Origin of the sequence: Gimesia sp., assembly GCF_040219335.1 — a bacterium.
Taxonomy (GTDB): Bacteria; Planctomycetota; Planctomycetia; order Planctomycetales; family Planctomycetaceae; genus Gimesia.
This window is the reverse complement of sequence record NZ_JAVJSQ010000031.1, coordinates 622,311-635,961: the sequence shown is the minus strand read 5'-3', so window position 1 is coordinate 635,961 and position 13,651 is coordinate 622,311. Positions and strand designations below refer to the sequence as shown.

The 13,651-nt window shown below is 54.1% G+C and carries 11 protein-coding genes; 7 read left to right on the top strand and 4 right to left on the bottom strand.

All coding sequences use genetic code 11. The features are described 5' to 3' along the window. Positions 1-872 precede the first annotated feature (872 nt). A complete protein-coding gene (locus RID21_RS27310; RefSeq protein WP_350194475.1) occupies positions 873-1,328 on the top strand; it encodes a hypothetical protein in 456 nt (151 codons plus the stop codon). 104 nt (positions 1,329-1,432) lie between these two features. Beyond that, the gene (locus tag RID21_RS27305) at positions 1,433-2,239 is read left to right on the top strand and encodes a DUF817 domain-containing protein (RefSeq protein ID WP_350194491.1); all 807 of its coding nucleotides are present in this window, start codon (positions 1,433-1,435) and stop codon (positions 2,237-2,239) included. A gap of 204 nt (positions 2,240-2,443) precedes the next feature. Here the strand turns inward: RID21_RS27305 and RID21_RS27300 are convergent, their stop codons facing one another. From RID21_RS27300 to RID21_RS27285, 4 genes are all read right to left on the bottom strand, one after another. After that, positions 2,444-3,016: a hypothetical protein gene (locus tag RID21_RS27300; RefSeq protein WP_350194473.1), complete on the bottom strand. Its 573-nt coding sequence runs from the start codon at positions 3,014-3,016 to the stop codon at positions 2,444-2,446. Positions 3,017-3,342: 326 nt separating this feature from the next. Next, positions 3,343-3,759 carry a carboxypeptidase-like regulatory domain-containing protein gene (locus RID21_RS27295; protein ID WP_350194471.1) on the bottom strand — a complete coding sequence of 139 codons (417 nt, stop codon included), beginning with the start codon at positions 3,757-3,759 and terminating at the stop codon, positions 3,343-3,345. Between the two features lie 54 nt (positions 3,760-3,813). Then, positions 3,814-4,767: a DUF1559 domain-containing protein gene (locus RID21_RS27290; RefSeq protein ID WP_350194469.1), complete on the bottom strand. Its 954-nt coding sequence runs from the start codon at positions 4,765-4,767 to the stop codon at positions 3,814-3,816. Positions 4,768-4,919: 152 nt separating this feature from the next. Beyond that, positions 4,920-6,086, bottom strand: coding sequence for a GntR family transcriptional regulator (locus RID21_RS27285; RefSeq protein ID WP_350194467.1), 1,167 nt, complete (start codon positions 6,084-6,086; stop codon positions 4,920-4,922). Positions 6,087-6,635: 549 nt separating this feature from the next. Here RID21_RS27285 and RID21_RS27280 point away from each other — a divergent pair. The 5 genes from RID21_RS27280 to RID21_RS27260 all read left to right on the top strand — a co-directional run bounded on the left by RID21_RS27280 (position 6,636) and on the right by RID21_RS27260 (position 13,520). Further along, on the top strand, positions 6,636-7,088 hold the full coding sequence (locus tag RID21_RS27280) for a glycine cleavage system protein H (protein ID WP_145042946.1): 453 nt from the start codon (positions 6,636-6,638) through the stop codon (positions 7,086-7,088). 52 nt (positions 7,089-7,140) lie between these two features. Continuing rightward, positions 7,141-8,178: an ATP-binding protein gene (locus tag RID21_RS27275; RefSeq protein ID WP_350194465.1), complete on the top strand. Its 1,038-nt coding sequence runs from the start codon at positions 7,141-7,143 to the stop codon at positions 8,176-8,178. A gap of 45 nt (positions 8,179-8,223) precedes the next feature. Then, complete coding sequence (locus RID21_RS27270; protein ID WP_350194463.1) at positions 8,224-10,083, top strand: prenyltransferase/squalene oxidase repeat-containing protein; 1,860 nt, start codon at positions 8,224-8,226, stop codon at positions 10,081-10,083. Positions 10,084-10,166: 83 nt separating this feature from the next. Continuing rightward, entirely contained in the window at positions 10,167-12,014 is a 1,848-nt protein-coding gene (locus RID21_RS27265) for a polyprenyl synthetase family protein (RefSeq protein ID WP_350194461.1), read from the top strand. A gap of 363 nt (positions 12,015-12,377) precedes the next feature. Continuing rightward, the gene (locus RID21_RS27260) at positions 12,378-13,520 is read left to right on the top strand and encodes an SUMF1/EgtB/PvdO family nonheme iron enzyme (RefSeq protein ID WP_350194459.1); all 1,143 of its coding nucleotides are present in this window, start codon (positions 12,378-12,380) and stop codon (positions 13,518-13,520) included. Positions 13,521-13,651: the final 131 nt, after the last annotated feature.

The window sequence follows — 13,651 nt, the reverse complement described above, 5'->3', positions numbered from 1 at the left end:
ACGAATCGGTCTTTAAGACCAGGGGCAGACACGATCTGACACTCGCCACCAATGCTTCCCGCCTTTAAAGGCGGGAAGCATTGGCTTTATCTGCCTATCAAATCAAAGAACTGCAGACAGTCAAGAGTAGATACAAGGGGCAGAGCCTGCGTGCCTGCCCGCCTGGAAATATTCCATCCGTTTCACCTCCCAAGGGAACCACAAACCAAATACCAACCCGGAGCGCCAAGGCATCGGTAGCGTTTCTCTAATTGTTTTCAGCGTGATCATGAGGTCGAGAGTGTTAGACTTGTAAGTGTTCACCTAAGACGAGAGGAGGTAGTTACTTGTTTGCAGGACTTCAACAGCAGCAAAGCCAAATTAGCCGCAGGGCATTAGCCCCGGTTGAAACGTCTTTGGTATTTAACATCCGAATTAAGAAACGCTACCTGGCCGCCGGTAAAAAGGTCGACGCCTGCCTCCAGAACAACGATCTAACCCCATCCGGCTCATAAAAAAACAGGGTGGGCCCGAATAAAATTCGAACCGAGCGCAGCGAGCAGGAAACTGACAGTGTTGCGTTCACCAAAGAACAACAAGGCAATCACAGGATCTCAGCTGTTAAAGCCGATCTTCATGAGTTCAATACTGCCCCTGACGGTTTCCCATTTCCCGCCGATGGAATTCAGACCAATCAGAAATTTTATGAAAACGAACTCCACCCCCGTAACTGAAAATCGTTAAGCTGTAGGGAACGAGTTTTCAGCAGTTGAGGCCGTTAGTCCGCAGGACACGAGTCAAACGGGAGCAGAAAAATTCGTGTCTTTCGTGGTAGTAAACAAAACCATTTATAGATCGAGTCTTATCAGATATTCAGAGGAAGCAGCAGATCGATGAAACAGGATCGCGAGACAGAAGAATCAATCGACTTCGCCTCGAACCTTACGGGAACCTGGCAATCCGATTGGCCACGAACGAAACGGCATATCGACGCCGAATGTAAACTGACCGAAGAGAATATGATCGGACTCGAACTGTTCATGGGCAAGATGACGATCCGCTACGAAGAGACGCGAGTTGTGTTTACGATGCCTGAAATCAGATTCAGGAAAGAAGGTAAGGAGCGCGTCCTGGAAAGCTGGTCATTCGAGGAGCCCATCAACGTGCTGGACCAGACGGATTCGCAAATCGCACTTCTGTCAAGTGCGTGGACATCCCATCTGGGGGAAGCAGATTTTATCAATATCATTACTTTCGAAAGTGCAGATACCTTCTGGCTCTACATGGGGCATTCGCCATTCGTAGATTTACATGTTCGAGAGTATTTCAGCAGAATCGAGCCGTCGTAAAGTACAATTGAATTTCCCAGCAGAAAAATTCGTGCCTTTCGTGGTAGTAACCCCAATAATTCGCGGTACCATCCCACCAGCCAAAACATCCCGAGGTAACACCACTGAAAACATTCCTGTATGAATTCTGGCTCTTCGGTATCAAACAGGCCTCGGCCTGTATCTTCGGCGGGTTCCTGCTGGCGATGATCATTATCACCCGTTTCTGGTACCCTTTCGAATCGCTCTACCGCTACGATTTCCTCTTCCTGGCCGCCGTCGGTTTCCAGATCTTCCTACTCGCCTTGCGGCTGGAGTCACCCAAAGAGGCGGTCGTGATTCTGATCTTTCACATCGTCGCGACCATTATGGAACTCTTCAAAACCTCCGACGGCATTAAGTCCTGGCAGTATCCCGAACCATTCGTGATCGGCATCGGCAACGTTCCCCTGTTTGCCGGCTTCATGTACAGCGCGGTCGGAAGTTACATCGCCCGCGTCTGGCGGATCTTTGACTTTCGCTATTCCAGCTATCCGCCGCTCTGGACCACGGTCGCGCTGGTGACGCTGATTTACATCAACTTTTTTTCACACCATTACGTCACCGACATCCGCTGGCTGCTGATTATCGCCAGCCTGGTCATGTTCGGCCGCGTGCAGATTTATTTTCGCATGGACCAGATTCACCGACACATGCCCCTGGTCGTCGGCTGGCTGCTGGTCGCGCTCTTTATCTGGTTTGCCGAGAACATCTCAACGTTTGCCAATGTCTGGGTTTACCCCACGCAACAGCACCACTGGCAACTCGTCTCCATCACCAAGCTCGTCGCCTGGTATCTGCTGATGCTGCTCAGCTTCGTCCTCGTCTCCCTCGTCAACCGCCCGACAATCATGCCCCCCGCATTGCGAGAAGAAGAGCAAACAACGAACTAAATCCCAGCAAGCCAAAAAAAACTGAGCGGCAAGACGCTAGCCGCCGGTAAAAAGGAAGACGGCTGCATTCAATAACACGATCTAACCCCATTCCACACAGAAAAACGGGGTCGGCCCGAATAAAATTCGGGCCGAGCGCAGCGAGCAGGAAACTGACTGTGAGACAGGCCACTAGCCAGAAGCTCCTCATCCCGTCAGTTCCAGCTAGTCGGTGGATGATAGCTCAATCGTCTGGAGTGGCGAATGACGAGACTGTTGCCAGATGCCCGTCACAGGGTTGATGTAAAGATAGCCGTTGTAGGATTCGGTGTAGCACTTGAACTCGCAATAGTCGTTGATGACACGTCCCGTCTCCATGAATGAGCGGACACAGTGATCGCCCACGAGGAGCCATTTGGCAAGCGAAACGGCGTCTGTATGAGACAACTCACACGGGTGAATCAGTTGCTGGTAAGCACGTCGGAAATCTGCCGCCCATTTGCTGGTCACCGGGGATGAGTCGATGCTCGAATCCAGGCAATTGAAGATCGCATCACATGCCTGTCGATTACGATTTAAAAGGCTGATTTGTGAATGATAATAGACAATCGACAGGCAGTAGTCATTTTTGGGGCAGTCTGGATCGCGGGCAAACTGTAGCAGCATCGGTACGTATTTCGCTTTATGCAGAATCAGGTCTTCATCCTGTTCAATCAGGAACAGGTTCACATCGTACGCCCAGCGATGAATGACATTCAGTGTAGGATTAACGTCATCAAGGATTATATCATCAGCCATCAGTCTGTTTCTTGCATAACGTATCGGTTCGCGGGGCTGCGGTTGAAAACCCTGTCTGATTAAAACAACTCGTGCCTGCCGCTCATAGTGTAACCTTTTATATTGTAAAAAACACCGGGGGGCATGTTTCCGGTCTAAATACTTGCCCCACGGTGCCCAGATCAATGAAGAATATCTGTAATGAGAAAAAAACAGGGTGGGCCCGAATAAAATTCGGGCCGAGCGCAGCGAGCAGGAGGTCACAGCTGCCGCGTCCAATTAAGAATCACGATTTCCACAAAGTGCAGGGAACTGGTTACACCACTTTTACTCGGATCCTCAAACCCTCAATCCGATAGTTCCAGCTTCAGATCCGCATCCCCTTCAGCAACAGTCACCTTCAAAGGCGAACTGCTCGGGTTCGAATACTTGATCGGGATGGAACTTTTCATGGAAACCCCCTCAGGCGTCGACTGAAAAGCATTCACCGTCACCTGATGTTCGCCAGGCAGGGCACCATCGTCTTTATTGAACGTGGTCAGCGTGAACTTTCCATCCGCATCCGTTCGACCCGAAGCCGGCTTACGTCCCTCAACCGGGTAGAGCATAATCGTAGCTTCGGGAACCGGTGCTCCCTTGTAGGTCACCATCCCGGAAACCGCGACGGTATCCGGCAGGTCTTCCTGTTTCCCACCACAGCCGACCGCGATCAGCAAAGTCAGCAACAAAGAGCCTGTCATGGTCAGGCGGCAAAACGGAATCATGGCGTACTCCTGGCTCGTTCCGAACAGCGAATAAATCAGAGATGAGAGTGTCGATCAGTAAGTGAACCCGCCTGTAGGCAAACCGTCTTGCGGATTCCCCAGCTGCTGATACGTCTGGAAGTCCATGTTTTCACTGAAGAAATGCACGCTTCCATCCACCATCATGAAGTGCGCACCGCCGACGTGATAACTGGAAGAGGCAAAGCCGTCGATCCAGCCATGAGCTCCCGAACTGATGCGGGTCTGAGCACTCGGCCAGACGCGAAACGGATGATTGATCGGATAGGCGGTGGTCATCGGAGAATGCCAGGCCGCCCAGGAAGACCAGGCATGAAAGCCAGGAGAGTTTTCGCCCACAAACAGCACGTTCGAAGTGCCGTCCAGCACGTCACGCATTTTCATCGTCCGGTTGGGAGTCACAATCGAACCCCCGCCACCACTGGCCCGCAGTCCCATGCGGCGGTCGAACATCCCCTGGGGAATGGGTGACGCGCTCGCCGTCTGGTCATAGCCTCGTCCGTCAACCCCTTTATAAGTGGTGACGGCAATGTTATTCCGGGAACTGGAAGGACAACTTGCGGGAAAGCACCAGTTTGACCAGACCAGGTTGCCTCCACTCACGCGATCTGGCGTCGGATCGCTGGGACAACGGTAGACGGCCAGGGGAGTCTGGGCCACGGTCAGGTTACCCGCATCGACAATGTTCCCGCTGAAATTAATCTGGTTGTAGAGCGGCGCCTGATCGATATAGGGCAGAATCATCGTCCGCCAGCCGAACGAATTGCCGGTATCCCCGTGACTGATGGGGAAGACACCATGGGCATCGTGATAATTGTGAGTCGCCAGTCCCATCTGTTTGAGATTGTTTTTACACTGACTGCGGCGGGCCGCTTCGCGTGCCTGCTGGACCGCCGGCAGTAGCAGGGCGATCAGGATCGCGATAATCGCGATGACCACAAGCAGTTCAATCAGAGTGAATCCACGACGTTTCAAGACGTTGCTTTGCATTTTTTAGCCCTCACAGACAGATGGAAAATGCGACGCCGGCCCGACAGAGCGGGGCGCTGATTCTGGACGTGTTTATGTCCGGCGACGATCTACCTTGGACAGGTCAAACTCACTTCGATAGGCGCTGAATCCCTTTCGGAATCTCTGGAGTTTCAAACGTTCGTATTTACAGGTCCCAGGGTCGTCCCCTGGTAAACTTCGACAGGCATGACTTCTGTCAGTGTGGTTTCGATGGCCATGCCTCCGGTTCGCATCTGGTTTAAAAGCTCTGCCGCCCGATGTCCCAGACGGGTTTCATCCACGGTGACAGAAGCGATCTGCTGTTGCAGCACGCTGTGACGGACCTGGTCGCCCACGCCAATCAGCGAGATGTCTTCCGGCATCCGCAGTCCCATTTTGGTCAGGTGCAGATAAATCCGTTCGGCCATCGAATCGAAGGATGTGAAGATGGCCGTCGGACGATCGGGCTGTTCCAGCATCTGCTGCAGTGTGGACGCGATTTCCGCATCCAGTTCCTGCATGTCGATCACACCGGGGGCACCAAAATAACTGTGCTCCTCTGCCAGTGTGCAGCCGACGTCGGCCAGGGCCTGCTGGAATCCCTCCAGATATAAATCGGTTGTCCGTGTACGGTGCGGGGCGAAGAACCCGCAACGGCGGTGTCCCTGTTCCACCAGCGCGTCTCCCGCCAGTCGGCCAATTTCGCGAAAGGGGAGTCCCAGCAGCGGCGCAGTAATACCTTCCACCGGACGATGGCAGAGTACCACGGGAATTCCCGCTTTCTGCAGTTGACGGATTTGATAACCAGGAGTCGGGGGCGTACTGGCGGGCACGATCGCCACGCCCCCGACCTGGTTATCGATAAGTTGTAGGATGACGTTGCCCTGTTTATCGACGTTGTTCCGCGTGCAGCAGACCAGCATCTGATTCTGAGTCTGGCTCGCCGACTCTTCGAAGCTGTGCTGTAGCGAGGGGTAGAAGCCGGACAGGACTTCGGGAATCACCAGCGCCAGAATGTCCAGTCCGCAGGAGAGTCGTTGACGGGCCTGGTCACTGACAAAGGTTCCTTTACCCTGGACCCGGCTCACCAGGCCCTCGCGTTCCAGCAGCCCCATTGCCTGTCGCACCGTGCTTCGCGCGCTGTCGAACAGGCTGGCTAACTGTTGTTCAGAAGGCAGGGCCGTTCCGGGCAGAATCTGCCCTTCCCGTATTTGTCGCTTGAGATGTTCCCCGATCCGCTCGTACTTGGTCCGCGTGGCATCTGCTTCTGAGAGCCCGGCGGGAGTGGTCGTGTCTAAGACGTCATGCGCGGAAAACAAGATCGGATTTCCTCAAGTTCAGTATCAGTCATAAGATTAAAGGTACGTACAATGCCATACCTGTTGACTGGTTTCGATATTACCCTCGAAAAATCAGCTGTCAAACAAAATATTTTGAAAAACCAACGAATGTTTTGCCAAGAGCGGGAGTAAGGCAGGCTACCACTTGTCAGAGGAACAGCGGAAAATCAGTGTCTTTCAGGAGATAGGTAGGTACAACAGGCATACGATATGCTTGTGGAGTGCTTCCGGCACTCGAAATCCCGGGTTTCAGCTGGTTCAGCACAACTTGAAGTGGATGCCTGTGATCTGCATCCTCGGCTGACGGCCCGTCGATACAACCAGCCCCGCGTGAAAGTTTTACGGACCGGCGGCGATAAAATTTTTGGTTCCCGTCATTCGCGAGGGAATCCTGCTTGCATCCCGCACACAAACTGTTTCTACTATTTAGGTAGTGTATATTGCGAAAAATCCTGCCCGTATCCGTTTTGGGATAATCCCCTGTTCCCCTGAGCCTTGTTCCAACGAAGCTCACAGCACAATCCAACCATGCCTGACGATCTTGTCTTTATGATGGGGAATTTCGAGGCCCGAATTCCTCAGGACCGTGTTTATAGTAAGTCACACCTGTGGTTACTGCCGCAGGAGGACCATTACCGCGTCGGATTTACGGCTTACTCGGTTCGGTTGTTGCAGGATGTCTATTTCCTGGACTGGTTTATCGATCCGTTTACCGTGGTTCGGGAAAAGCAGAAAATCGGGGAGATCGAAAGTTCCAAGGCACTGTCTGACCTGTTTTCCCCCTCGGAAGGCAAGATCCTGGAATTTAACGAAGCACTGTTGAACGATCCCTCGGCCATCAATCAGTCGGACAATTACGACAAAGGCTGGCTGTTTGAGATGGAGTCGGATGCCCAGTGGTTGACCCCACCCGAGTATCTGCAACTATTAGACAGTGTGTGGGAACAGACACAGCGGATCATCAAAGGACAACTCAACTGAGAAACGATTTGAGGTGGATTGAGTATCGTTTCGCGTTGAAAAGGTTTTCAGTATGGCTGACAAAAAATTAACAGTGGTGATCTCTCAGGCTCAGGGGAAAAATCCCGCCAAACGTGAGCTCGAAGAGACTCTCGCCGCCACACTGTTGATGGAACCCGAGATCGAAGTCTCGCTGGTCCCCCATCTCTACGATCTTTCCGCCGACCATACCGGCACCCTGTTCCTGCAGGCACTGCGGGGGGATCTGGTGATCCTCTCCTGGCTGTATCCCCGTGCCTGTCACTGGATCCTGGATCGCCAGGGAGTCCGCGGCAAGGAAGGGAACGTCCTGCTCAGAGAAGAAGTGGACGAAGACGAAGAAGAGGAACAGAAGCAGAACGCACCTTTCGAAAATCCTGAACGCAAGAAAACAATCCCCGATCGACACATCTACTCGATCGACCTCCGCGTGAGTTCCAAACCCGAAGACTACGTCCAGGAAATCAAACGTATCGCCGGCGAATCCCAGGTGCAGACCGTCCCCTTGATGGACATGCTGCAGTCCGCCCCTCAGCCGGCACAACTGGAAAAGTATCTCAAACCGCTGGACATCATCAACGCCGACAAAAACAACGGCGCGGAAACAACAGAAGACGTCAAACTGGAACCGACCAAACGCCGCTGGTATCCGGTCATCGATTACGGTCTCTGTACAAACTGTATGGAGTGCATCGACTTCTGCCTGTTTGGCGTTTACGGCGTCGACCAGGGAGGACAGATCCTGGTTGAAGAACAGGACAGCTGCAAAAAAGGTTGTCCGGCCTGCAGTCGTGTCTGTCCCGAGAATGCGATTATCTTTCCCGGTCATAAAACTCCGGGCATCGCCGGCGCGGATGGTGAAGTCGCCGGTCTGAAAATTGATCTTTCCAAACTGTTTGGGGCCCCTGATGCACTCGAGATGGCGGCCCGGGAACGCGATGCAGAACTGGTGGCGGACGGACGCGATGCCGTGGGCATGGGAGTCGGCCTCCGCAAGTCTTCCAAAGTCTCTAAGGCCACCGATGAAGAGCTGGAGGACCTGATGGACAACCTGGATGCACTCGATATTTAAACGTTCGCCTTTCCCATACGAAACTCCCGGCAGGAACAGACCTGAATGAGTGAGACCATCTCCTACCAACGCGTGCAGGCAGCCTCGCAGCGGGTTCGCGACTATCTGCTGAGTGCCCGTAATGCCGCCGGCCACTGGGAAGGAGAACTCTCGACCTCAGCCCTCTCGACAGCCACCGCCATCATGGCCCTTGAGATGATCCGTCGGCAGCGACCCGCTGACGATGATTCGCTCGACGTTTACATCGCACAGGGCATCCGCTGGCTGGCCCGGCACCAGAACCCCGATGGCGGCTGGGGTGACACCGTCAAGAGCTTCAGCAATATCTCCACCACGATGCTCTGTCACGCCGCCTTTCATGCCACGAAAAATACAGAGCACTATGTCTCCCATGTTGTCAACGCCCGTCAGTACATCGACCGGGTAGGAGGCGTTAAAGCCGTCGTGGAACGCTACGGCAAAGACAAAACGTTTTCCGTGCCGATTCTCACACACTGCGCCCTGGCGGGACTCGTCAAATGGAAAACCATTCCCGCGCTCCCGTTTGAGCTCTCCTGTCTGCCGCATCGCTTTTATAAAACCGTCAAGCTTCCCGTGGTCAGCTACGCTCTGCCCGCACTGATCGCCATTGGTCAGGTCAGGCACCACTTCTGTAAGCCCCGCAATCCGATTCTGCGGCTGATCCGTAAGCTGTCTGTCAAACGCAGTCTGAAAAAGCTGATTGAAATTCAACCCGAGAACGGCGGCTTTCTCGAAGCAGCCCCGCTGACCAGTTTCGTCACCATGAGTCTGGCCGGCATGGGACTCGTCGATCATCCGGTCGTGCAGAAAGGACTCGCGTTTCTGCTCGACTCCGTCCGACCCGACGGCAGCTGGCCCATCGACACCAACCTCGCCACCTGGACAACCACGCTGTCCGTCAACGCCCTGGAAGGCACGTTGTCGGAATTCGAAAAAGCCCCGATTCGCGACTGGCTGATTCAACAGCAATACACCGAACTTCATCCCTATACCGCAGCCGAACCCGGAGGCTGGGCCTGGACCGATCTCCCCGGCGGCGTACCCGATGCCGACGATACCCCCGGCGCTATCCTCGCTCTGTTGAACCTGCAGACAGAGGAAGCCGATGAAGTGTTACCCGAATTGCGGACCTCTCTGCGGAACGGCGTCAACTGGCTGCTCGATCTGCAGAACTCCAACGGCGGCTGGCCTACTTTCTGTCGCGGCTGGGGAACGCTCCCCTTCGACCAAAGCGCCGCAGACATCTCGGCACACGTCCTGCGGGCGCTGAAAGCCTGGCTGAAAACAGAAGCCACAGCCGATGAGAGCACTCTACGCACTCGGGCGACCCAGGCCATCGAACGCGGCTATAAATACCTCGCCGCCCAACAGAGGCTCGACGGTTCCTGGCTGCCACTCTGGTTTGGTAATCAGCATGTCGACGATGACGAGAACCCGGTCTACGGGACGGCACGCGTGCTGGCTGCCTATGCGGACGAAGAGCGTCGCACAACGCCCCAGGCGGAACAGGCCATCCAGTTTATGCAAAGCGTACAGAATCCCGATGGCGGTTGGGGCGGCGCGGAAGGCGCACCGTCCAGCGTAGAAGAGACAGCGCTCGCCGTCGATGCCCTGCTGTCCGTGGGGCTTTCGCTGGAGAATCCCTGCCTGCAACAGGGGCTGGGCTGGCTGCTCGATCGCGTCGAAGCAGGCACCTATACAGAAACCACACCCATCGGGTTTTACTTCGCCAAACTCTGGTATTTCGAACAACTTTATCCAGTTATCTTCTCTGTTTCTGCCTTACAAAGGGCGGAAACGGTTTTTAAAAAATGTCCGGATGAGAAATTTAGATTGTCGCTTGAAGGAGCAGATTCCCCTATAATGTCCGTAAAGGAAAAATAGGTCCCACCTGCGTTCTCAAGCCTGATTTTCTACATTCATTGTGTTACCACTCGAATGAGATACTAACCATAGAGGAGTCTTCCGTGTCCATTGCGCCTTTAGACCAGGAAAGTTCCGAAGACAAACGCGTCCCTGCTCACGATCAAGCTGAGGGCCGTGCTTCCGAAGATCCCAAACCGGTCAAAAGAAAACGCCGCAGTACCAGCCATCTCAAGGCGGTGCCGGAAACCCTTGCGCTGCGCGAAGAGATGAAAGCAGAAGCCGAGAAGTACGTGCAACGTCTCGACTGCTCCAATCCCTTCACCAAAGCGATGCTGGAAGACTGGTCGCGCGAACTGCTGGCGGAAATGGAACAGCCCGAAAAATTCCTCGGCTTCATGATGGTGCTGATCGGCAACTTCTTCTGGAAACGCCAGTTCCTCGCGATTCCCTTTGAACGCCGTCTGCTCCTCCTGCCACACTGCCTGAAACATGCCGAAGGCTGTCCCGCGGAATACGATGAGTTCGGCCTCGATTGCGAAAAATGTGGTGCCTGCTCCATCGCCGACTACAAAGTCAAAGCCGAAAAGCTGGGCTACAAGGTGCTCGTCGCCGAAGGTTCCCCCGTGGTCCTCAAGATCATCGTCGGCGGTTACGTGGACGGCATCCTCGGGGTGGCCTGTCTCAACGTATTGGAAAAGTCGATCGACAAAGTCCTCATCGCCGGCGTACCTTCTTACGCCGTCCCCCTGCATTCCGGTGACTGTAAAAACACCAAGATGGACGAGCCCTGGATCTGGGAAGTCCTTGAGAAATACGAACCACTCGAACAGCCGCTGACCCGCAGCTATCTGCCCACCATGCGGGCCGCCAACTCGCTGTTCGAAGAACACTTCGACGAAATTCTGCCGCCGCTCCGTACGAAAACCGAAGCCGCCGCCCGCACCCCGCTGGGCAAGACCGAAGCCATCGCCTACGAATGGCTCAAGCATGGCGGCAAAAGGTTCCGTCCCTTCATCACCCTGGCGGCCTACGATGCTCTGATCAAGGCACAACAGGGCGAAGCAGCAGACAGCAGTCAGACTTATCCGCTGGGCGTGCAGAAAGCCGCGATGGCCATCGAGGTCTTCCACAAAGCGTCACTGATTCACGACGACATCGAAGACGATGACCAGTACCGTTACGGTCAGGAAACCCTGCACCGTCAGCACGGCACCGGCATGGCCATCAACATCGGCGACTACCTGATCGGCATTGGTTACCGGCTGCTCAACGAAGCCCGGGCTGACATCGGTGCTGAAGCTGCCGCGGACCTGGTCGAAAAAATGGCCGCCGCACATCTCAAGCTCTGTGAAGGGCAGGGGGCTGAAATGGCCTGGCAGGAAAGCGAGACCTTCGAACTCTCACCGCTGGATGCCTTACAGATCTACGCTCTCAAAACGTCACCCGCATTCGAAGCCGCCCTCTATGCCGGCGTGCGGATGACCGGCTCCTCTGGCGAGTACGAAGAACTGATCTCCTCCTTCTCGCGTCAGATCGGCGTCGGCTTCCAGATTCTGAACGACCTCAAAGACTGGCGCGGCGATGACAATAACAAGCTCATCTCCGGTCAGGATGCCCTGGCGATGCGGCCCACCCTGTTACTCGCCCTGGCCCTGCAGGCCGGCGACGATCAGCAGAAAGCCGAACTCAAAGAGATTCTCAACGGCGGCGGTCCTTCGGAATACGCACGCATCAACCGGCTGCGGAAAATCTACGAAGCCTGCGATGTCTTCACGAAAGCCGAAGTCCTGGTCGACAAGTCACGCGACCGGGCCGAAGAACTGGCCGAGAGCGTCCAGAACGAAGACCTGAAACAGCTGTTGAAATTCTTCTGCGAAACCGTACTGGCCGAAGAAACCCCCGAGGTCAAACCCGATCTCCCGGTTCTGATGCCACAACCAATCGCCTAGTTGCATCACCGTGTGTTGAGTTTGCAATTATAAACCACGGGTGGGCCCGAAAAGAATTCGGACCGAGCGCAGCGAGCAGGAAATCACAGAGAAACCAGAAAAGAGATGGTAAACCGTGCCTCACCCTGAGCGGCAAGACGCGAGCCCCCGGTAAAAAGAAAAACATTGAACTGATCAACCAACCCCAGGCTCTCAAGCAAGGCAGGGTTTACGCCATTAGCCGCAGGGCGTTAGCCCCGGTTGAAACGACTTCGGTATGGCCCGTTCAAATTTAGAAACACGAACTGCCGCCGGTAATCAGTGAAAACGTTGATTTGTTCGTTCGGTCTCCAACGCCTTCCCAAGCACAGGAAACCAGTTCTCATGCAAGCCGCTTCGCTCTTCAAACTCTGGTTTCTCCTGCTGTTGCTTGGCATCTTCCCCGCACGGGCTCCAGTTCTCCTGGCAGAGGAATCGAAGGCTCCCGGAAAATCCGACCGCTTTCCGTTTCCGATCAAAGTCGACGTGAAAGCAGGCAAAACAGAGGGCTTACCAAATCGAGTACAGAATCCCGCATCCGGAATGTGGTATGCACTGGTTCCCGCAGGCACCTACACGATCGGCTCAGATCAGGTTTGGGATTCCAAAGAAATCCAGGTGCAAATGAGCCCTTATTATATCTCTGAAACGTGCGTGACCCGCTCTCAACTGGGGCCGGAATTGTGGAAACACATGCAGCAGGCAGATTGGCATGATGAAAAGATAGATAGTCAGGTCCGCCAGTTTCCCGAAGAACTACAGGTCAAATTTCGGTTACTGGAATTTATGATGACTTACGAGGATGAACGCGGCATTTGGGGAGGAATGCTGGAATTGAATCCAGATTTGGCAAGCGATTATGATGCAGCCTATACAGAGTTTATGAAAAGCGTGATCAACGGTGAGAACCCCGAATCAGAAAAAGAGCTAACGCTGGAGGAAGGGGTCCGGAGTATCAGGCTTACACCTCTGCAGAAACAGACCATCACCAGGGTGCAGGAAACTGTTTCCGCGCAGTTGAAGGATCCGCAACGAGGGCAGGCTCCCTATGATCATGCTTCAGACGACAATGCAGTCACTTATGCTGAGTGGAAAGGAGTCGATCTGCCCACGGAAGCACAATGGGAAATTGCTGCGCGACTCGCGTCAGCTAACAAGCTGAAAGTTCATCACATGGTAGGCAATCACTGGGAATATTGCTCCGATTTTTATGCTTACGATTACTTCCAGCGCGAGAATGACTTCAAAGATCCAACAGGTCCCCGTAAAGCCAAATGGAGCAGGGATCAACTGGAGCGGGAAAAGAAAGCAGAGCTTCCCTCCAGTTTTGGGTTTTTTAACTGGTTGCTGCGGGTATCTGTGAAAATTTCCGTCCTCCGCGGAGGTAGTCTCTCCGGACGTGAGTACTATCCGTCAAAGATCCAGAGTCTAGCAGATTCAGAAAAGCCCCACCGAATCAGGCTCGTCATCAATCCTCGCCAGAATTAATCCACACAGAGCCAGATTCTGATGTTACAATACCATTTTTAAACTCACCAGACCCTGAGCGGCAAGGCGCTAGCCGCCGTAAAAAGAAAAACGTTGAACTGATCAACCACCCCCAGGCTCTCACACAGAAC

Bases quoted from the DNA above. Each gene is read 5' to 3' on its own strand.
- RID21_RS27310 (WP_350194475.1), top strand. From the start codon at position 873: ATGAAACAGGATCGCGAGACAGAAGAATCAATCGACTTCGCCTCGAAC.
- RID21_RS27300 (WP_350194473.1), bottom strand. From the start codon at position 3,016: ATGGCTGATGATATAATCCTTGATGACGTTAATCCTACACTGAATGTC.
- RID21_RS27295 (WP_350194471.1), bottom strand. From the start codon at position 3,759: ATGATTCCGTTTTGCCGCCTGACCATGACAGGCTCTTTGTTGCTGACT.
- RID21_RS27290 (WP_350194469.1), bottom strand. From the start codon at position 4,767: ATGCAAAGCAACGTCTTGAAACGTCGTGGATTCACTCTGATTGAACTG.
- RID21_RS27280 (WP_145042946.1), top strand. From the start codon at position 6,636: ATGCCTGACGATCTTGTCTTTATGATGGGGAATTTCGAGGCCCGAATT.
- RID21_RS27275 (WP_350194465.1), top strand. From the start codon at position 7,141: ATGGCTGACAAAAAATTAACAGTGGTGATCTCTCAGGCTCAGGGGAAA.
- RID21_RS27270 (WP_350194463.1), top strand. From the start codon at position 8,224: ATGAGTGAGACCATCTCCTACCAACGCGTGCAGGCAGCCTCGCAGCGG.
- RID21_RS27260 (WP_350194459.1), top strand. From the start codon at position 12,378: ATGCAAGCCGCTTCGCTCTTCAAACTCTGGTTTCTCCTGCTGTTGCTT.